This is a genomic window from Actinoplanes sp. NPDC051346, assembly GCF_040682215.1.
In the GTDB taxonomy this organism is placed as follows: domain Bacteria; phylum Actinomycetota; class Actinomycetes; order Mycobacteriales; family Micromonosporaceae; genus Actinoplanes.
The window spans coordinates 502405-520337 of record NZ_JBFBAJ010000003.1 but is presented as its reverse complement, the minus strand read 5'-3'; the positions used below and the strand labels follow the sequence as shown (position 1 = coordinate 520337).

Sequence of the window (17933 nt, the reverse complement as noted above, 5' to 3'; positions counted from 1 at the left end):
CTTACGTGCCGTTGGGAATGAGAGGTGTCGTCCAGGAGGAGCCGGCCGGCCAGGACTGCGCCGCCGAGCCGATGCGGATCACCGGTACGGGCTTGCCGACGGGCCAGAGGTCGTTGCCCGGCTGCTCCTGGAAATACATCGCGCCCGACGCGGCGGGTATCCGGTCGCTGCTCGAGCTGAACAGGGCGTTGCGGACGTCCTCCGCCGTCGGCGTCTCCGACACCGCGGGAGCGCTGCCCCGGACGGCGTTGCGTTGCGCCTTCGCCGCGGCGTCACGCCGGGCCGCCCACACGGCCGCCACCACCGCGTCCCGGTGCATGATCGCGTAGCCGCTGGCGAGATCCGCCTCGGTGAAGCCGAGGCCGGCCGGTTCCGCCGAGGTGAACAACCGCTGGAAGGCGGCATAGTGGTCCGGCGTCCCGGCGGCGCCCTTTCCCCACGCGAGGGAGTCGGTCGACGAGGCGTCCAGCACGCCGACGCGTGCGCTGTCCAGTTGTTCCCTGGCGATCGTGAGGCCCGTCGCCCCGGTGGCGATCAGCAGAGGGCGTACCTTCTTCTGGCACTGGCCTCTCGTGCCCAGCGCCTCGACGAAGGCGGGCAGATCGCGGTCCCGTCCGCTGTAGAAGACGAGGTCGGGGTCCACCGCGCAGATGCTTCGGATGATGTCCGAGAACAGCCGAGGCGTGCCGAACGACGGCGGTTTACTGCCGTTGAACGCATGGTTGTGGTCGTTGAGCTGATAGGCGGCACCGAAGGCCGCGACGAAGTTCGTCTTGAGTTTCCGCACATAGCTGTCGTCGGAATTGCGATCCCAGACCAGGTATCCGGTGCGGGTCTGGGGCCGAGCGCTCAGATAGGCGGCCAGCGCCGCGGTGTACTGCTGATTCGGCGGCGAGATCTTGAACAGCCACGGCGCGACCATGTCGTCGGCGGTGATGACCGCGCCGATGCTCGGGATCCGCAGGGCGCTGAGCCGCTCGGCCGCCAGCTTCGTCTGCGGCACGCTGATGCTCATGCCGGTCACCGCGACCAGCGGATGCGGGCCCTCCTTGAGCTTGCCGAGATCCTCCACCACCGTTGCCCAGGCGCTCTGATCGGAGCCCTCGTTCGCCAGCACCAGCTGGAACAGCGGCGTGGGATCGCCCAGTTCCGAGGCCTTGCCGGCGTTCGCCTGACGCAGGGCGGCGTACGCGCCCTGCAACGAGTGCAGGATCTCGGGGTCCGACATCGCGCCGCCGGGCGCCGACGTCATCGGCATGAACACCGCGATCCGCACGTACGGCTTGCCGCCCGGGAGGCCGGCCTGGTCGCGTACCCGGAGGTTCTCCCTGACGATCTTCGAGATGACGTCGTCGACCGCCGCGTCGCGGGAACGGAAACCTGGCGCCTCTTCGAGGATCCATCCGACGCACTCGGTGCCGGTCGAGGTCACCGCGGTCGTGATGAACCCCGCCGACTTCCGCTTTTCCGGGCAGGACGCGGCGGCGGCCGGGCGGCCGGTGTCCCGGTGCAGGATCGCGTAGCCGCCCGCCGCCACGGCGACGACCAGCAGGGCGATCGCGACGCAGATGAGAACTCGTCGCCGGTTTCCGGTGGAAGGCGGAGCCTTCACGGTGATGACATCCACTGCCGCTCCTCGACAACCGATCGGCCCAGAGTCAAGCAGTGATGTGCGCCGCTGCGACGGACAGGTCGTCTTGATGACACCGCAAGGCTGAACCTGTCCGTCGCTCGCGTCGTCTTCCGCCCGGATTCGTTAACGGGCGACCGGCTGTTCGTGCTCCAGCAGCCACGTCTTGACCGCGAGACCCCAGCGGTATCCGCGCAGCGTCCCGTCCGTGCCCAGGACCCGATGGCAGGGTACGAACAGCGCCGCCGCGTTGCGGGCGCAGGCCGTGGCCGCCGCGCGGATCGCGGCGGGCCGGCCGGCCAGCTCCGCGAAACCGGTGTAGGTCAGCGGCGCGCCCGGCTTGATCTCCCGCATGACCCGCCAAGCGTGGGCGAGGAACGGCCCGCCGGTGTGCTGCTCGACAACGACCCCGTCGATCGCCGAGAGATCGCCGTCGAGATAGGACCGGACCGCGTCACCCACCGCACCCGGGGACGCCGCGGGCCGCAATTCCTCCCTCAACCTTTCGTGTACGAGAGGAAGCAACTCCCCGATCTCCGCGGTGAAACCGGACGCCCGCACCGCCCCCGCGTCGCTGACGACGTAGGTGAACGGACCGGCCGGGGTGTCGAGGGTCGTGTACTCCATCATGCTGATCTCCAGAGTCGCATCAGGGCGTAGGAGCGCCAGGGCCGCCAGCGTTCGGCGTGCGCTTCGAGCGCCTTGGGGGTGTGCGGCAGGCCGAGCGCCTTCGCGCCCCGCTGCGCCGCCACGTCGGTGGGCAGGAAGACGTCGGGGTCGCCGATCGCGCGCATCGCCACGTATCCGGCGGTCCACGCGCCGACGCCGGGGAGTTCGCGCAGCCGGGCGACGGCCTCCTCGCGGTCGGCGCCGGGATCCAGGTCGAGCTTGCCGTCGGCGACCGCCTCGGCCAGCGCCCGGATGCTCTGCCGGCGCGCGACCGGCATCCGGAACGCCTCGTCGGGCAGGCCGGCCACGGCCTCGGCGGTGGGGAAGCCGCGCAACTCGGTGGCGGGACCGACCAGGCGGCTGAGGGTGGTGCGGGCGCCCGCGACCGAGACCTGCTGGCCGACGATCGCCCGTACGGTCATCTCGAAGCCGTCGACCGCGCGCGGCACCCGTACGCCCGGCTCGGCTTTGACCAGCGCGGTGAGCGCGGGATCGGCAGCCAGCGTGCCGTCGACGGCGACCGGATCCGCGTCGAGGTCGAACAGCCGGCGGCAGCGGGCCACCGCGGGCGCCAGATCACGCACGTCCGCCAGCCGCAGCGTCGCGGAGATGAAGCGGTTGGCCGGGGTCAGCGCGACCGTCGCGCTTCCGTGCGGCAAATTCAGACCACGCCGGTACGTCGCACCGTCGAGTTCCTCGACCCCGGGCAGCGTCCGGGCGCCCAGGAACTCGAGCAGCGCCATGGCGTGCAGCGGGGCCCGGTACGCCAGCCGCAGAGAGATCGTCCCCGGCTCACCCCGCCGTGTCGTCCGGCGTTCCCGCAGGCCGCTCGGCGAACGGGCGTACACCTCGAGGATGGTGTCGTTGAATTGCCGGACGCTGCCGAACCCGGAGGCGAACGCGATCTCGGCGAGCCCGAGGTCGGTTGTCTCGATCAGGATGCGCGCGGTCTGCGCCCGCTGGGCGCGGGCGAGGGCGAGCGGCCCGGCGCCCAGCTCGGCGGTGAGCATGCGGTGCAGGTGACGCTCGGTGTATCCGAGCCGTCCGGCGAGGCCGGGCACCCCCTCGCGGTCGACGACGCCGTCGCCGATGAGCCGCATCGCCCGGCCCACGACGTCCGCGCGGACGTCCCATTCCGGCGAACCCGGCGCGGCATCCGGTCGGCAGCGGCGGCAGGCCCGAAAGCCGCCACGTTGGGCGGCCGCGGCGCTGGGCAGAAAGGTGACGTTCTCCCGCTTAGGGGTGACGGCCGGGCACGACGGACGGCAATAGATGCCGGTGCTGCGCACGGCCGTGTAGAACCAGCCGTCGAAGCGCTGGTCACGGCTGTCGACGGCCCGGTAACACCGCTCGAAGTCCAGTTCCATGCCGACGAGTCTGCCCGCTGCGGCGCCTGCCTGGCTGGCGGGATTCGGACATGAGCGTGCCGGCGGCACGGCCCGATTCCGTCGTTCCGCGCGCACCGTAGACTGGCCTGTCGTGAGCCTTACCATCGGGATCGTCGGCCTGCCCAACGTCGGCAAGAGCACCCTCTTCAACGCCCTGACCAAGAACGACGTGCTCGCCGCGAACTACCCGTTCGCGACGATCGAGCCGAATGTGGGCGTCGTGGGGCTCCCCGACGAGCGGCTCACCAAGCTGGCCGAGGTGTTCAGCAGCGAGAAGATCATCCCGGCACCCGTCTCGTTCGTCGACATCGCGGGCCTCGTCCGCGGCGCGTCGAAGGGCCAGGGCCGCGGCAACGCGTTCCTCGCCAACATCCGCGACGCCTCGGCCATCTGCCAGGTCGTCCGCGCCTTCTCGGACCCCAACGTCCTGCACGTCGACGGCAAGGTGTCGCCCGCCGACGACATCGAGACGATCAACACCGAGCTGATCCTCGCCGACCTGCAGACGGTGGAGAAGGCCCTGCCGCGCCTGCAGAAGGAAGCCAAGCTCAAGAAGGACCGCGCCCCCGCCGTCGCCGCCGCCGAGGCGGCCTTCAAGCTGCTCAACGACGGCACCACCCTGTACGCCGGAGCCAAGGCCGCCGGCATCGACCTCGACCAGCTCGCCGAGCTGCACCTCCTGACGATCAAGCCCTTCCTGTACGTCTTCAACGTCGACGAGGCCGAACTCGGCAACGCCGCCTTCCTCGACGAACTCCGCGCCCTGGTGGCGCCGGCCGAGGCCATCTTCATGGACGCGAAGATCGAGTCTGAGCTGATCGACCTCCCCGAGGACGAGGCGATGGAGCTCCTCGAATCCACCGGACAGACCGAGCCGGGCCTCAACCAGCTCATCCGGGTGGGCTTCCAGACGCTCGGCCTCCAGACGTACCTGACGGCGGGCCCGAAGGAAGCCCGAGCCTGGGTGATCCCGACCGGCGCGACGGCCCCCGAGGCGGCCGGAGTCATCCACTCCGACTTCCAGCGCGGCTTCATCAAGGCCGAAATCGTCAGCTACGACGATCTGACGGAGGCGGGCTCGATGTCCGCGGCCAAGGCGGCGGGCAAGGTCCGCATGGAAGGCAAGGACTACATCATGAAGGACGGCGACGTGGTGGAGTTCCGCTTCAACGTGTAGTTGCTGATCGCTCCTGCAGACCTTGGCGCTTTTCCTACTCGGGCATCGGGGAGGGGCCGGCGACGAGGGTGAGCCTGTCGCTGCCGGAGGGGACCGCCGAGGCGATCCGGGCGCGGGTGCTTGTGGCGGTATGAGGCTTGCCGGTGGCACTACGACGACCTGACGGAGGCGGGCTCGATGCCCGCGGCCAAGGTCCGCATGGAAGGCAAGGACTATCGGCTTCGACGGCTAGTCGCGGCCGATGGTGATCTTTCCGTGCACATCCTTGGCAACGATCTTGCCGTCGCGTACCTGGTAGAGGTCTAGCCCTCGCAGGATCGTGCCGTCCTCGGCCGGCGCCCACTGCCACTCGCAGACCACCCGGTCGCCCGCCGCGAAGACAGCGCCGAGGACCGGACCGGGGCCAGGACCGATCTGATCAGCAAAGACCTTGCCCACCTCGGCTCGACCACGAACGATGGCGGCCGGGCCGTCCCAGGCGGTCGGGCAATACACCACGTCATCGGCGAGACAGGCCGACACCGCGGTCAGGTCGCCGGCCTCCCACGCCGCGTTGAAACGCTCGATCAGCTCCTGTGCATCCATCACGCCAGACACCATAGACGGTCGCCGCAGTCACGTTTGTCCCTCTCGCATCGGACGCCCGCCCGCCTCCCACGACCGGCAGAATCGTCACGGGCCAGCGATCTAGCTCCGCCTCAACGTCTGACTAGGAGGCATCCTTGCGATGACGCTCTTTCCCCAGCGCCGACAGGTGGGGTGCATCAGGGTCGGCTGACGGGACCCGTACGGCTCGGATGACGGACTTGGCGAATGCGTCGCGACCCGCGGCGCGTGCGGCCTCTCCGGTGGTGCGACTTCGGTGCACCCTGCCGGTGGTGGCGTTGGAAGAGTCCTCAGTCATGGTGGCTCCTGCTCACGGATTGAGGCTTGCGGGGTAGTGGTGCTTGCGCTTGACCCACTTGAAGCCTTCGTGCCTGGTGAGCACCGCGATCTCGATGGGACCACCGACGACAGCATGCCCAGGACTGAACCTGACGAACTTGATGGTCGCATCGACAAGGAAGTCTGCCAAGTCGATGACCTCGCCGACCGGCATTCCCGCGAAGACCATCGGCTGCTGCACCTGGTCGATGATGTCATCGACCGCTTGAGTGGCGTGTGCGGGAGCCATCCCCAGATTGATCAACGCTTGGCCGAGGGAACCGCTGACACCGGTGATGATGCGATTGATCGCCTCGGGCTGACCGAACGCCACGCTGCCGGCTTCACCCCGCGGCAGGACTTCTGATGGTCCGTGGCACCCTGAGCTGTCAATGTGCAGTGAATACCACTCGGCAAGCGGCGAGCCGGACGAATAGCCGCCCACAAGGAAGCCAAGCGCGCCCTCTGGCTTCGGGTCGGGCCGGTCGTCGTAGAAAACTGCCGGACACGAGTTGCCACGTTCCCAACCTCGAGATTGGCTGCGTCGATTCTCCAGTCATTACGATCGGGATCGTTGCCAGAGAATCGACACCGCAGCTCCTTGATCAGCGTAGCGATCGTTCTGCCGTCGATGTTTGCCTGACCCCAGGTCATGGCCCCTATCGGAATGCTCTTGCGGAGATTGAAGATCTTGCTGGCGCTGTTCCAGACGTTGGTCGTTTCGACGCGGCCTCCGGGTAGCGCCATGGTCTGGGTGGTTGCGCTGTCACTGGCGAGCACAAGCGAGTCAACAACGTTGATAGCGAGGGTAACCGTCACTACTTAGTATCCTCTCTATGTATCTATCATACGATCCTTTCACGATGGTAAGAGGGTGTGAAGGTCGCCGACGTGCCAGATGTCCGACCGCTCCAATCTGCGAGCGCGTGCGGTTTCTGAGGCTCCATCTGGCGTGGGAAGGCGCAGGTCAAAGTGCGACCGGGTCACCGTCGGCGAGATCTGCGACGATGTCGCAGGTGGAGTCGCAGGTGGAGTCGCAGGTGGAGGAGACCTATCCCTGCCCCTGTTGTGGGCATCTCACCTTTCCAAGGCCTCCCGGCGCGGCGTGCGACATCTGCCCGGTCTGCCGATGGGAGGACGACGAACTCCAGCTTCGCTGGCCAGATTGGGGCGGCGCCGCCAACAAGCCGTCTTTGCGAGACTGTCAGCTGAATTTCGCGCGGTTCGGAGCGACGGAGGAGCGCTTCATCAAGAGCGTGCGGAGCCCCACGTCCGCAGAGCGCATCGAAGCCGGCTGGCGTCCGGTCGACCTGGAACGGGACAACTTCGAACCGCAAGGCGTTCAGGACCTTCCCTGGCCGGACGACCGTACGGTCCTCTACTGGTGGCGCCCAACGTTCTGGAGACTTCGGTAAGGCGCCAGCACCATGGCCAGCGAGTGGTATCTTGCCGGCCCTCTAGGCTGCGTCCGTGCCATCCTCGGGCTCGTCGACGAGGCCTGTCACGAAGCTCTCGAAGTCCGGAGCCAGGACTGTGATCCGGTAATCCCACTCCTGGTCGACGTGGACAACTGTTGGTTCGCCGGGGGACCGGTAGTCGAGGGCGATCATGTCGTGGCCCGCCGACGGGCAATCGGCGAGGTAGACGCCGATGTCGGGGTAGCCCCATTCCGCGACCCATCCTCGGCCCAGGTGGTCCGGTTGGGCGCGGGGTGAGCGTCGCGGCGGAACGAGCCGCCGTTGTGCAGGCGCGCAAGGGCGATGTAGGCGGCCGGCAGCCGGTGTCCCAGCTGGTTCTCGACGCTCCGGAGCACGTCGTCGGTGAGCGGGTCCTCCAGCGGCCCCGAGTCGTCGAAGATGCTCCCGGGAAGTAGCACGGGTTGACGATAGATCAGCAGTTGCGCAGGACCTTGAAGGTGTAGCCCTTGCTCTTCAGCTTCGGGAGGATGCGCTTGAGGGCCGCCAGGGAGTCGCGCTGGGAGTCTCCGCCGTCGTGCATCAGGACGACCGATCCGTTGTGGACCTTGTCGATGACCCGGCGGTAGATGCCGCTCGAGGTTTGGGAGTTCTCCCAGTCGCGGGAGTCGATGTCCCACATCACCGTCTTGAGGCCGACTTCCTTCGTCCAGCGGCGTACCGACTTGTTGGTGGCGCCGTAGGGCGGGCGCATGCAAGCGCTCTGGTAGCGGCCGAGGGCGCTCTGGGTGCGGGTGAGCTGGCTCTTCACCTTGGACTTGCCGAGCTGGGTCAGGTTGCTGTGACTCCAGCTGTGGTTGGCGAGCAGATGTCCCTCGCGGTGGATGCGAGCGACGATCCCGGGGTGTGCCTTGGCGTTCTGTCCGGTGGTGAAGAACGTCGCCTTGGCGTCGTACTTCTTGAGCACCTCGAGGTATCGCGGCGTCCACCTGCCGGACGGTCCGTCGTCGAAGGTGAGGTAGACCGTACGTGGGGCGGCGGCCGCCCGCGCGGACGGCGTCGCGGTGGACGGCGCGGGCGCAGCCTGTGCGGGCGAAGCGACGAACATGAGTCCGCAGGCAAGTGCCGTCGTGCTCAATATGGCGGCCGTGCGGCGCATTCTTGCTCCTCGTTCTTCGGGCGGATCGACTTCGAGCGGATCGACCGTCGGGCGGATCGACCGTCGGGCGGATTGCCCCCTGCCGTCGAAACGCTACGTAGTGGTGGATGCGTGCTTGGTGATGGGTCTGGTGCTATACCGGAGCGGTGCTGCGGCCTTCCCTGCGGGCGGGCACCACCGGGCTTCCTTCTCGGGGAGCCACTCGGCTCGCGACTATCACGGTCAGCACGCCCAGCATTGTGGCGAACGTGAATGGGCCGACGAACGGCGCGACCCCGAACAGCAGGCCCGCCACCGCCAGCGAGGCGCTCGCGCCGACCGCGTCCGCGATGCTTTTCGCCGCGGTGTTGAATCCGGCCTCGTCCGGCGCGGAGCGGGCCAGGACCAGCTCGCTGATCCGCGGATACAGCGTGCCCATCCCCGCGCCCGCCGCGAACCAGCCCAGCGCCGCGACAACCGGGTGCAGCTGGAACAGCGCCGTCGCCAGTTCGACCGCCGCGCCGCCCGTCAGCAGCAGGGCGCCCGTCCGCATCGCCGTGGCGGGGTCGGTGCGTTCGCCGCGGCGGCCCTGGATCGCGGAGGCCAGCGCCCAGGCCACGGCTCCGCTGGTCAGGGTGATGCCGGAGAGCCATGAGGGCAGGCCGTAGCGGTCGTGGAGCAGCAACGGCAGGTAGACCTCCGTACCGAAGAAGACGCCCGCCGCGGTTGCGCAAAGGGTGACCGCCGCGGGGAGGCCTGGGCGGACGCGGTAGGTGCCCGTAGGCACCAGGCGGCGCAGCGCCGGCACGATGATCGCGAGGGCCGCCGGGACGATCAGCCAGGCGACGTGCCGGTCCAGCCCGGCGAGCGAGCTGAGGGCCACCACGCCGACGGCGACCACCGTGGCCTGGGCGATGCGGCGGATGTCCGCCGGCGTGGCAGGGGTCCGGTCGGCTGGTGCGCGGTCGCGGCCGCGTAGGGCCGGCAGCATCAGGGCGGTTGCCGCCGCGACCAGCAGAACCACGCCGAGGAAGACCCAGTGCCAGCTCAGTGCGTCGGCTACGAGGCCGGCCGCGAAGGGTCCGATCATCGACGGTACGACCCAGGCCGACGCGAACGCACCGAAGATCTTGATGTGGAGGGCGGGCGGGTAGACCTGGGCGACCAGTACGTAGAGGGCGACCGTCTCGCCGCCGGCGCCGAGGCCTTGGAGGAAGCGGCCCGCCGCGAAGGTCGGCATGGTGGTGGCCGTGCCCGCCAGCAGCAGGCCCGCCGCGAAGAGTGAGATCGCGGCGAGCAGGGGTACGGCGGGTCCGCGCCGGTCCGCCCACGAGCCGAACGCGACCACGCCGATCACCCCGGCGGCCAGGGTGGCGGAGAAGGCGAGCGCGTAGAGGCCGCGGCCGTTCAGGTCGGCGGTGACCGCCGGCATGATCGTCGTGACGGCCAGGGACTCGAAGGCGGCCAGGAAGACGGAACTCCAGGCGCCGATGGTGGTCAGGACGTATGGCCGTCGCAGAAGTTCGATCACCGTGGCAACCTAGAACCTCAAGTTGGCTTGAGGTCAATGTGGTCGGCGGGCCTCGTGGGCGCGGATCAGGCGGCTGGGCAGGGTGCCGGCGAACGAGATCAATCCCATGCGTACGGCCAGAGCGCGATAGGGGTGCGCGTGTCCGTCGCGGGCCAGGGCCGCGAGCCACCGCTTCTCGAGCCGCCGCCCGGCCACCATTGTCGCGACGGAGACGGCGACACCCACGCCGACGCCGATCAAGCGGGCCTTGCTGATCACCTGCGGGGAAGTGTCCACAGCATCCTCGGACGAGGACGAGGACGAGGACGAGGACGAGGACGAGGACGCGTCAGCGGCGTCGGCGTCGGCGTCGGGACGGTTCCGGTCCTGGATCGAGACGAGGCCGGACAGCACGGCCACCGTGCCGGCCCGCGTCAGGCGTCGTTTCGCCGGTGGCAGCTCGCCGGCGGCCACCCACGCCACGGTCATCAGTCCTTGCAGCGCCGCCTCACCGGTGGCTTTTCCGTAGGTATACATGCGTCGACGGTACGCACCTAGATCCACCCCGGGCCGGGCTCAGACGCGGAGAGCCGGAAAGACCGTGGCGGCGATGGTGGCGCCGACTATCGCTCCGGCTATCACCTGGGGGGTGGTGTGTGCCGCGAGGCGGACGCGGGCCCAGCACGCGAGCAGGGCGAGCGGCGCGGTGAGCAGTGCCACGGGTCCGTACACCGCGGTCAGGGTCGCCGTCGCGCCCGCGGCCACGCCGGCGTGGATGGACATCTTCCACCAGTGGGTCACCGCGGTGAACACGAGCAGGCCGGTGCCGCCCGCCCCCATCAGGGCGATCACGTCTCGGGGCGCGCCGAGCAGGACGAGGGCCACCAGCCCGACCGCCACCGAGGCGATGCCGAACAGCAGGGGGACGCGGCGGTGCTCCCGTTCCGGGATGTGGTGGTTGGTCAGGCGCCCGGTGCGGACGCCGCGCAGGACGTACGCCAGGGGGATGCCCGCCGCGAACAGCGCGCCGGGCAGGCCCCACCAGTGGGAGACGCCGGCGGTGTCGCCGGCGTGCCAGCCGACGACCAGCAGGAGGCCGGCCACCAGGACCGCCGGTGCGAAGACCTCGGAGGCGATCCTGGCGGCGCGGTCGGCGGTCACACGTTGATCATCGCAAGCGCCTTCGAGAGGTCCGTCCACAGGTCGTCCACATCCTCGAGGCCCACGGACATGCGCAGCAGCTGGTCGCTGATGCCGCCGTCGGCCCGCGACTCCGGGTCGACCACCTGGTGGGTGAGCGAGGCCGGGTGCTGGATGAGGCTGTCCACGCTGCCGAGGCTGACCGCCGGGGTGATCAGCCGGACCGCTCCCACCACCTCGTGCGGGTCGCCGGTGATCTCGAAGGAGACCAGCGCGCCGAAGCCGGGGTAGTGCACCTTCGTCACGGCCGGGTGGTCGGCGAGCCGTTCGGCTAGGGCGGCGGCCGTGCGGGACGACGCATGCATCCGTACGGGAAGGGTCGACAGCCCGCGCAGCAGCAGGTAGCCGGCCAGCGGATGCAGGATGCCCCCGGTCGCGAAGCGGATCTGGCGCAGCCGGCACGCGAAGTCCTCGGAGGTCGCGATCACGCCGCCGAGGACGTCGCCGTGGCCGCCGAGGAACTTGGTCGCGCTGTGCAGCACGATGCTGGCACCCGACTCGGCCGGTCGTTGCAGCACCGGTGTCGCGAACGTGTTGTCGACGAGCAGGGGAACGTCGCCGCACGCGTCGGCAAGGCGGCGCAGGTCCACCGTGGCGAGCGTCGGGTTCGCCGGGGTCTCGACGATGACCAGGCCGGTGTCCTCGCGCAGCGACTCGCGCACCGTCTCGGGCGTCGCCCAGGTGACGGACGTGCCGAGCAGGCCGGAGGTGAGCACGTGGTCCGAGCCGCCGTACAGCGGCCGGACCGCCACCACGTGCGGGGTGCCCGCCGCGGCGACGGCGAGCAGGCACGCGGAGAGCGCGGCCATGCCGCTGGCGAAGGCGACGCCGGCCGCGCAGCCCTCGAGCTCGGCCAGGGCCTGCTCGAAGCGGGCCACGGTCGGGTTGCCGATCCGGCCGTAGACCGGCAGGCCGGGGATGTCGGCGCCGGTGCCGAGCAGGCTGAGGCGCTCCGCCTCGGCGCGGGTGTCGCGGGCCGGGTAGGTCGTGGACAGGTCCAGGGGTACGGCGTGCAACCCCTGCGCGACCAGGTCGTCGCGCCCGGCGTGCACCGCGCGGGTGGTGAGCTCCATGCGCTGAGTGTCGAGCCGAGTGCGAGACAACGGTCAAAGTACCGAATTATCTTCGGGAGATGAGCACCGATCTGCAGTTCGATCCGGTTGACGTCGCGATTTTGCGCCTGCTGCAGAACGACGGACGGATCGCCAACAAGGACCTCGCCGCGGCCGTCGGCGTGGCGCCGTCCACCTGCCTGGACCGGGTGGCGCGGCTGCGGCGGGCCGGGGTGATCACCGGATACGCGGCCCAGGTCGATCCGGCCGCGGTCGGCCGGGACCTGGAGGCGTTGCTGATGGTCCAGGTGCAGCCGCACGCGCGCGGCGTGGTGGACCCGTTCGTCGCGCACGTGCTGTCGCTGCCGGAGACCCGGGCCCTGCACCACGTGACCGGTGCCGACGACTTCATCGTGCACGTCGCCTGTGGCAGCACCGCCGACCTGCAGCGGCTGGTGCTCGACGAGTTCACCGCGCGGCGGGAGGTCGGGCGGGTCCAGACGCATCTGATCTTCTCGACGTGGTCCGGCCCGCCTGTCCTCCCGTACGCGTCAGGTCAGTGACATCGCGATCCGCTCGAGGGCGTCCATGCCCTCTTGCATGCCGCCCTCCATGCCGGAGTCGATGACGGCGTCCCGGCCGGCCTTGTCGCGGTGCTCGCTGAGCATCTCCATGTACGTGCGGCCGTCCTTCTCGGTGAAGGTGGTGGTGACCAGCGCCGCGTTCGCGTCCGGGTCCGGGATGCCCTCGTACGCCTCGGTGTTCATCAGGCGCACCGGCTCCTGGATCTCGCGGTACTCACCATGGAAGGCGACCTCGAACCCGCCGCCCGCCTCCATCACGTAGCGCCACCTGCCGCCGACCCGCAGGTCGACCTCGGCGCTGAGCACCGTGCCGCGTTCGCCGCTCCACCAGCGTTTGATCAGCTCCGGTGTGGTGTACGCCTTCCACACCAGCCGCGCCGGGGCGTCGAACTCGCGGGTGATGAGGATCTGGTTGTCGGCGGGGAGGGTGACCTTCGCCGTGCCCTTAGTGCTCGTCATCGTGTGCCTCCGCTTCCTTGAGCTCGCCGTCCTTGAGCTCGCTTTCTTTGAGCTCGCTTTCTTTGAGCTCGGTTTCCTTGAGCTCGCTTTCCTTGAGCTCGTCGAGGACGTCGTCCATGAGGTCGAACCGCGTGTTCCAGGCCTGCTCGTACTTGCGCAGCCAGTCGTGGATGGATTTCAGCGGGGCGGCGTTGATCCGGTACATCCGCTGGCGCCCCTCGTCGCGGACGTGCACCAGGTCGACCTCGCGCAGGACGCGCAGGTGCTTGGAAACCTGGGGCTGGGCGAGGCCGAGCAGCTCGGCAAGGTCGTTGACGGGCCGTTCGCCCGCCGCCAGGAGGTCGAGGATCTGCCGTCGGCGGGGCTCGGCCACCGCGTTGAACGCGTCCGTCGTCGTTGCCGCGCGTGCCATGCGGCAATCATATGCCTGTAAGGGAATATGTCAATCGTCGCTGGTCATGCTCTCGAGTGCGGTGGCGAGCGCGGTCAGGTCGAGGTCGCCCAGGTGCGCGAAGACGCGCCGCCGGACGCTGGCCAGGTGGCTCGGCCAGGCCTCGCGCAGGCGGGCGAACCCGGCGTCGGTGAGCACGGCGTTCTGGCCGCGGCCGTCGCTCTCGCACCGGATCCGGCGGAGGTAGCCCAGTGACTCCAGCTTGGCGGCGAGGCGGGTCATCCCGCTCAACGACATGTCGCAGGCGGCGGCGAGCTCGCTCATCCGCATGACGCGGTGCTGCGCCTCGGACAGGTGGCGCAGCACCGCGTATTCGCTCAGGGACATGCGCTGCTCGCGCTCGAGGTCCGCGTCGAGCATCCGGGGCAACACCAGAATGAGTCGCCCCAGCGCGCGCATGACCGCCTCCTCCTCGCCGGTCAGGGGCGCGGGTGGCGGCGTTTCGGGCATGACCTTGATCGTACGGCCGGAAACGGAAGCAAAGGCGCCCTCAGCAGGCGACCCAGGCGCGGCCCTTCTTGGACTTCCACGTGCAGGTGTCGAGCTGCTTGCCGGAGGCGTTGCGCAGGTACGCGGTGTCGCCCGTGTTGTTCCAGACGTAGTTCCCGCTGCCCCAGTACCGGGTCCGCGCCTTGTCGGTGCCCTTGCCGGTGCGCAGCCAGAGCCGGCCGCCGTTGCCCGCGATGGAGGTGTTGCCGAACGTGTAGACGTGATTCGACGTGATGTCCTTGCAGTGTCCGGACATTCTGGGCGGTCCGAGGGGAAGCGCGGTGTCGCATACCCGTCGGTCCGGCGGCGGTCATCCTTTCGAGTGCGGCGGTGACGCTGGCGCCGAGCGCCCTCGGCCGCACAATGCTGGGGTGCTAAACCAGACATCTAGTGATTCCTGGCAGCATCTACTCGAAATGCCGCGAAAGTCATTTTGGGCGCGCCTGCCGTTCGGCGTCCGGATGACCACGGCCGGCCTGGGCGTCCTCGCCCTGGTCGCCGGCACGGCAGGCGGAGTGGCCGCCATGAGCGGCGGTGAGCAGGCTAGCGCGGTCACCGCCGTCAAGCAGGAAGCCGTGGTCGCCGTGCCGCGGGAGGTGCAGTCCGAGCCACCGGCCGCACCGGTGGAGGACCTCGCCGGACAGGCCGATGACGCCGCGGTCGGCGACGACCGGTCGGCGCCGGGCGAGGCCGACCGTACGGCCACGCGCGGCCCGCGCCCACCCGAAGCCGCGGACAAGCCTGCCGCGAAGGCCCCGGCGAAGCCCGCCGCGCCCGCCGCGGCGCCGGGGCCGGTGGTCCGCACCGAGCGGGTCTCGGAGACGCACACCATTCCGTTCCAGACCATGCTGGTCCGGGACCCGTCGCTGCCGCGCGGCAGCAAGCGGGTGCAGACCCGAGGCGTGCCCGGGGAGCGGGTGCTGCACTACGAGGTGACCTACACCGGCACGAAGGAGACCTCGCGGCGGTTGGTCGACTCGACGGTGACCCGCGAGCCCCAGCACCGGGTGATCGCCTTCGGCAACCGGCGGACCTCGGACGGCGGCCACGGCGGCCGTGACGACCACGACCGCGACCGGGACCGCTGGTGCGGCGGCGACCGGGGCGAGTGCACGCCGGCCGGACGCATCGCCGTCTGCAGCGACGAGACGAAGCCGGAGGAGGAGAACCTCCTCGATCAACACCTGGGCCTGCTGAGCAACGAGGACCTGGACGCCCTGGACCTGACGCTGCCCTGCGAAGACGAGCCCGCCGCCGAGAAGCCCGAGCCCGAGCAGAGCCCCTGAGAGCCGGCCGCGAGAGGATGGCGGCGTGGAAATGAGTGATGCGCGACTGCGGGAGTTGGCGGCGCGCCTGGTGGCGGTGCCCGGAGTCGTCGGCGTGCTGCTGGGTGGCAGCCGCGCGCGGGGTACCCACACTCCCGACTCCGACACGGATCTCGGGCTCTACTACCGTCCGCCGCTCGACGTCGACGCGCTCAACGCGCTCGCGCGCCAGGTGGCCGGGCCGAGTGCCCGGGTCACCGCACCCGGTGAGTGGGGACCGTGGGTCGACGGCGGTGGATGGCTCACCGTGGACGGCGCCGCCGTGGACTGGATCTACCGCGATCTCGACCGGGTGACCCGGTCGGTGGAGGCCGCCGAGGAGGGTCGATACCGCTTCCACGCCCAGGTCGGGCACCCACTCGGCGTACCGGATTTCGGGTACGCCGGGGAAGTGGCCCTCGGGGTGATCCTGGCCGACCCGTCCGGGGAACTGGCCGCGCTGCGGACGCGCACCCGGACCCTCCCGCCGGCACTGGGTGAGGCCCTGGTCGCGGGCCTCTGGGAGGCCGACTTCCTGATCGGGGTGGCGCGCAAGGCGGTGTCCCGCGGCGACTCCTCCTACATCGCCGGCTGTCTCTTCCGGATCGTCGGCATCTGCGCCCACGCCCTGCACGGCGCGGCCGGGCAGTGGCTCGTCAACGAGAAGGGCGCGGTGGCGGCGGCGTCGGCGCTGACCGGGGCCCCCGAGCGGTTCCGGGAGCGGGTCGACGCGCTCTTCGCCGCTGTGGACGGCGATCCCGCGCACCTCTCGACCGCCCTCGACACTGCCGCGGACCTCGTTCTGGAGACCGCGGACGCGTGCGCCATGATGGCGCGATGACCGCCGACGAACCCACCATCCTCGCTACCAGCGCCGGTTTCGAGCGAGGCGTGCACGGCCTCTATGACCTCACCCCCGGCCCGATCCATCACTTCGCCGCCGAGCTGGCGAACGCCGGGCCGAACGCCAAGTTCTGCTTCCTGCACCAGGCGACCGGTGACCCGGAGAACTGGATCGGTGCTACGTACGCCGCCTTCGCGAGAACCGGCTACCGGGCGTCGCACCTGCAGCTGTTTCCGATGCCCAACCACGAGGACATCCGCGCACACCTGCTCGAGCAGGACGTCATCTGGGTCAACGGCGGCAGCGTCGCCAACCTCTGCGCGGTCTGGCGGGTGCACGGCCTCGAGGAGATCCTGCACGAGGCGTGGCAGGCCGGCGTGGTGCTCGGCGGCGTCTCGGCGGGTTCGATCTGCTGGCACGTCGGCGGCAGCACGGACAGCTACGGGCTGAAGCTGCGCGGGTTCAAAGACGGGCTGGGCTGGCTGCCGTACAGCAACGGGGTGCACTACGACGCCGAGGACCAGCGCCGGCCGATGATGCACCAGCTGATCGGCGACGGCACGCTGCCCGACGGGTACGCGACCGACGACGGCGCCGGCCTCGTCTACCGCGGCACCCGGCTCGCCGAGGTGGTGGCGGACAAGGACGGCCCCCGCGGCTACGAGCTGAAGCGGGCAGCGGACGGCTCGGTCACCGAGACGCCGCTGCCCACCCGCGTGCTGAAGTACTAGCTATAGCTAGCCAATTCCCAGCCACGGACCACGCCGTACGCCAGGGCGAAACTACTTGGCCGGAGGTGGACCGCGGCGGCTAGCGTCGGGGTCACGGGAGGCGGGGCCCAAACAGGAGGTTCTCGATGCGCGACTATCTTTCCGACGAACAGCTGCTGCGTCTGGTCCGCCGTTCACACGGCAGGATCCCGGAGGCGATCGCGGCGCAGCTCGTCGCGCTGGCCGAGCGCGGGGTGCTCGCCGTTGACGTGGAGATGGGGTCCGGGCCGTGGCCGGAGCCGGCGGCGGTCACGATCGTGGACCGGTCGGCGGGTGGGCCGGACCTGTCCAGTACCGACCACGCGCTGCTGGACGAGCTGTGCGGCCCGGAGCGGCGAGAGGTGCGGCTCACCAAGCAGAGCCACCTCGGCGTCGCGGCGGCATTGGAGGCGCGGGCCCGCGAGAGGCTGGTGGGCAGCGGCCACCTCACGCGCGCAAGCGTATGGGGCCCGCTGCTGATCGCCGGGGCGGCTGCGGTACCGGCGCTGCTCTGCGGGGTGCAGCTCGCTCAGGCGACGCGGGCCGAACCGGGCTACTGGTGGGTCCTGCCGCTGCTCGTGTTCTTCTTCTATGTAGCCGGCGTGTACATCCTGTTCGACGAGACGGCCAAGCGGCGGGTGCTCACCCCGGCCGGTCGGGCGGCCGCCGCCGAGCTGGCGGCGGGCATCGCCGCCCCCAACGCGGCAACGCCGACGCGGGCCAGCGCGCAGACGCTGGCCGAGGTCGTCGGGCACCAGCGGGACCTGGCGGGCTGGCCCGGCCTGGCGGAACCCGGGCCGCCGGCCTGGGTGACCGGCCTGCCCTGGCCGGAGCCGGCGCACCGCCCGGCCGAGGTCAAGGCCCTCCTCAAGGCGCTGACCAGCGCCTTCACCGCGCCGTATAGCCCCGCGTGGGGCGGCGGCGGTGGCGGTGGCGGTGGCTCCTGACGG

Annotated in this window: 21 protein-coding genes and 1 pseudogene; 7 read left to right on the top strand and 15 right to left on the bottom strand. The window is 70.1% G+C overall.

Annotated elements, in window-relative coordinates:
- Position 1: 1 nt before the first annotated feature.
- The 3 genes from AB0M36_RS10690 to AB0M36_RS10680 form a co-directional block, all read right to left on the bottom strand.
- Complete coding sequence (locus AB0M36_RS10690; RefSeq protein ID WP_364155189.1) at positions 2-1627, bottom strand: hypothetical protein; 1626 nt, start codon at positions 1625-1627, stop codon at positions 2-4.
- A gap of 129 nt (positions 1628-1756) precedes the next feature.
- Positions 1757-2266: a methylated-DNA--[protein]-cysteine S-methyltransferase gene (locus AB0M36_RS10685; protein WP_364155427.1), complete on the bottom strand. Its 510-nt coding sequence runs from the start codon at positions 2264-2266 to the stop codon at positions 1757-1759.
- Complete coding sequence (locus AB0M36_RS10680) at positions 2257-3666, bottom strand: AlkA N-terminal domain-containing protein (protein WP_364155188.1); 1410 nt, start codon at positions 3664-3666, stop codon at positions 2257-2259. Before AB0M36_RS10680 ends, AB0M36_RS10685 begins: the two co-directional genes overlap by 10 nt.
- 112 nt (positions 3667-3778) lie before the next feature.
- Here AB0M36_RS10680 and ychF point away from each other — a divergent pair, with 112 nt between their 5' ends.
- A complete protein-coding gene (ychF, locus tag AB0M36_RS10675) occupies positions 3779-4864 on the top strand; it encodes a redox-regulated ATPase YchF (protein WP_364155187.1) in 1086 nt (361 codons plus the stop codon).
- Positions 4865-5092: 228 nt separating this feature from the next.
- On the opposite strand, the gene AB0M36_RS10670 is transcribed toward ychF, so the two are convergent.
- Both AB0M36_RS10670 and AB0M36_RS10665 read right to left on the bottom strand, forming a co-directional pair.
- Entirely contained in the window at positions 5093-5449 is a 357-nt protein-coding gene (locus AB0M36_RS10670) for a nuclear transport factor 2 family protein (RefSeq protein ID WP_364155425.1), read from the bottom strand.
- A 331-nt stretch (positions 5450-5780) separates the two neighbouring features.
- Positions 5781-6122, bottom strand: a complete 342-nt coding sequence (locus AB0M36_RS10665; protein WP_364155186.1) for a hypothetical protein — start codon at positions 6120-6122, stop codon at positions 5781-5783.
- A gap of 502 nt (positions 6123-6624) precedes the next feature.
- Here AB0M36_RS10665 and AB0M36_RS10660 point away from each other — a divergent pair.
- A complete protein-coding gene (locus AB0M36_RS10660; protein ID WP_364155184.1) occupies positions 6625-7203 on the top strand; it encodes a CPCC family cysteine-rich protein in 579 nt (192 codons plus the stop codon).
- A 42-nt stretch (positions 7204-7245) separates the two neighbouring features.
- On the opposite strand, the pseudogene AB0M36_RS10655 reads toward AB0M36_RS10660, so the two are convergent.
- The 6 genes and pseudogenes from AB0M36_RS10655 to AB0M36_RS10630 all read right to left on the bottom strand — a co-directional run bounded on the left by AB0M36_RS10655 (position 7246) and on the right by AB0M36_RS10630 (position 12124).
- Positions 7246-7664 (bottom strand): annotated as a pseudogene (locus AB0M36_RS10655) (SMI1/KNR4 family protein).
- Positions 7665-7678: 14 nt separating this feature from the next.
- Entirely contained in the window at positions 7679-8362 is a 684-nt protein-coding gene (locus AB0M36_RS10650; protein WP_364155183.1) for a polysaccharide deacetylase family protein, read from the bottom strand.
- A gap of 133 nt (positions 8363-8495) precedes the next feature.
- The gene (locus AB0M36_RS10645) at positions 8496-9872 is read right to left on the bottom strand and encodes an MFS transporter (RefSeq protein ID WP_364155182.1); all 1377 of its coding nucleotides are present in this window, start codon (positions 9870-9872) and stop codon (positions 8496-8498) included.
- Between the two features lie 33 nt (positions 9873-9905).
- A complete protein-coding gene (locus tag AB0M36_RS10640; RefSeq protein WP_364155181.1) occupies positions 9906-10388 on the bottom strand; it encodes a hypothetical protein in 483 nt (160 codons plus the stop codon).
- Between the two features lie 39 nt (positions 10389-10427).
- Complete coding sequence (locus tag AB0M36_RS10635; RefSeq protein ID WP_364155180.1) at positions 10428-11012, bottom strand: phosphoesterase PA-phosphatase; 585 nt, start codon at positions 11010-11012, stop codon at positions 10428-10430.
- A complete protein-coding gene (locus AB0M36_RS10630) occupies positions 11009-12124 on the bottom strand; it encodes an aminotransferase class I/II-fold pyridoxal phosphate-dependent enzyme (protein WP_364155178.1) in 1116 nt (371 codons plus the stop codon). Before AB0M36_RS10630 ends, AB0M36_RS10635 begins: the two co-directional genes overlap by 4 nt.
- A gap of 59 nt (positions 12125-12183) precedes the next feature.
- Here AB0M36_RS10630 and AB0M36_RS10625 point away from each other — a divergent pair, with 59 nt between their 5' ends.
- Complete coding sequence (locus AB0M36_RS10625) at positions 12184-12666, top strand: Lrp/AsnC family transcriptional regulator (protein ID WP_364155177.1); 483 nt, start codon at positions 12184-12186, stop codon at positions 12664-12666.
- On the opposite strand, the gene AB0M36_RS10620 is transcribed toward AB0M36_RS10625, so the two are convergent.
- Genes AB0M36_RS10620 through AB0M36_RS10605 form a run of 4 tightly spaced genes read right to left on the bottom strand, consistent with a single transcriptional unit; the run spans position 12655 to position 14342 of the window.
- A complete protein-coding gene (locus AB0M36_RS10620; RefSeq protein WP_364155176.1) occupies positions 12655-13146 on the bottom strand; it encodes an SRPBCC family protein in 492 nt (163 codons plus the stop codon). The two genes, AB0M36_RS10625 and AB0M36_RS10620, sit on opposite strands and share 12 nt — an antisense overlap.
- Positions 13133-13558, bottom strand: a complete 426-nt coding sequence (locus tag AB0M36_RS10615) for a metalloregulator ArsR/SmtB family transcription factor (protein WP_364155175.1) — start codon at positions 13556-13558, stop codon at positions 13133-13135. The genes AB0M36_RS10620 and AB0M36_RS10615 overlap by 14 nt, the downstream gene beginning before the upstream one ends.
- A gap of 30 nt (positions 13559-13588) precedes the next feature.
- Positions 13589-14047 carry a MarR family transcriptional regulator gene (locus AB0M36_RS10610; protein ID WP_364155174.1) on the bottom strand — a complete coding sequence of 153 codons (459 nt, stop codon included), beginning with the start codon at positions 14045-14047 and terminating at the stop codon, positions 13589-13591.
- A gap of 40 nt (positions 14048-14087) precedes the next feature.
- On the bottom strand, positions 14088-14342 hold the full coding sequence (locus AB0M36_RS10605; protein WP_364155172.1) for a lamin tail domain-containing protein: 255 nt from the start codon (positions 14340-14342) through the stop codon (positions 14088-14090).
- A gap of 160 nt (positions 14343-14502) precedes the next feature.
- Between AB0M36_RS10605 and AB0M36_RS10600 the strand changes: the two genes are divergently transcribed.
- From AB0M36_RS10600 to AB0M36_RS10585, 4 genes are all read left to right on the top strand, one after another.
- Positions 14503-15372: a G5 domain-containing protein gene (locus AB0M36_RS10600; RefSeq protein ID WP_364155169.1), complete on the top strand. Its 870-nt coding sequence runs from the start codon at positions 14503-14505 to the stop codon at positions 15370-15372.
- Between the two features lie 31 nt (positions 15373-15403).
- Positions 15404-16231: a nucleotidyltransferase domain-containing protein gene (locus AB0M36_RS10595; RefSeq protein ID WP_364155167.1), complete on the top strand. Its 828-nt coding sequence runs from the start codon at positions 15404-15406 to the stop codon at positions 16229-16231.
- Positions 16228-16965, top strand: a complete 738-nt coding sequence (locus tag AB0M36_RS10590) for a peptidase E (protein WP_364155166.1) — start codon at positions 16228-16230, stop codon at positions 16963-16965. Before AB0M36_RS10595 ends, AB0M36_RS10590 begins: the two co-directional genes overlap by 4 nt.
- A 125-nt stretch (positions 16966-17090) precedes the next feature.
- Entirely contained in the window at positions 17091-17930 is an 840-nt protein-coding gene (locus AB0M36_RS10585; RefSeq protein WP_364155164.1) for a hypothetical protein, read from the top strand.
- Positions 17931-17933: the final 3 nt, after the last annotated feature.

Bases quoted from the DNA above. Each gene is read 5' to 3' on its own strand.
- AB0M36_RS10600 (WP_364155169.1), top strand. From the start codon at position 14,503: ATGCCGCGAAAGTCATTTTGGGCGCGCCTGCCGTTCGGCGTCCGGATG.
- AB0M36_RS10630 (WP_364155178.1), bottom strand. From the start codon at position 12,124: ATGGAGCTCACCACCCGCGCGGTGCACGCCGGGCGCGACGACCTGGTC.
- AB0M36_RS10620 (WP_364155176.1), bottom strand. From the start codon at position 13,146: ATGACGAGCACTAAGGGCACGGCGAAGGTCACCCTCCCCGCCGACAAC.
- AB0M36_RS10625 (WP_364155177.1), top strand. From the start codon at position 12,184: ATGAGCACCGATCTGCAGTTCGATCCGGTTGACGTCGCGATTTTGCGC.
- AB0M36_RS10660 (WP_364155184.1), top strand. From the start codon at position 6,625: ATGTATCTATCATACGATCCTTTCACGATGGTAAGAGGGTGTGAAGGT.
- AB0M36_RS10585 (WP_364155164.1), top strand. From the start codon at position 17,091: ATGCGCGACTATCTTTCCGACGAACAGCTGCTGCGTCTGGTCCGCCGT.
- AB0M36_RS10610 (WP_364155174.1), bottom strand. From the start codon at position 14,047: ATGCCCGAAACGCCGCCACCCGCGCCCCTGACCGGCGAGGAGGAGGCG.
- AB0M36_RS10640 (WP_364155181.1), bottom strand. From the start codon at position 10,388: ATGTATACCTACGGAAAAGCCACCGGTGAGGCGGCGCTGCAAGGACTG.
- AB0M36_RS10670 (WP_364155425.1), bottom strand. From the start codon at position 5,449: ATGGATGCACAGGAGCTGATCGAGCGTTTCAACGCGGCGTGGGAGGCC.
- AB0M36_RS10595 (WP_364155167.1), top strand. From the start codon at position 15,404: ATGAGTGATGCGCGACTGCGGGAGTTGGCGGCGCGCCTGGTGGCGGTG.
- AB0M36_RS10680 (WP_364155188.1), bottom strand. From the start codon at position 3,666: ATGGAACTGGACTTCGAGCGGTGTTACCGGGCCGTCGACAGCCGTGAC.
- AB0M36_RS10615 (WP_364155175.1), bottom strand. From the start codon at position 13,558: ATGGCACGCGCGGCAACGACGACGGACGCGTTCAACGCGGTGGCCGAG.
- AB0M36_RS10650 (WP_364155183.1), bottom strand. From the start codon at position 8,362: ATGCGCCGCACGGCCGCCATATTGAGCACGACGGCACTTGCCTGCGGA.
- AB0M36_RS10605 (WP_364155172.1), bottom strand. From the start codon at position 14,342: ATGTCCGGACACTGCAAGGACATCACGTCGAATCACGTCTACACGTTC.
- AB0M36_RS10590 (WP_364155166.1), top strand. From the start codon at position 16,228: ATGACCGCCGACGAACCCACCATCCTCGCTACCAGCGCCGGTTTCGAG.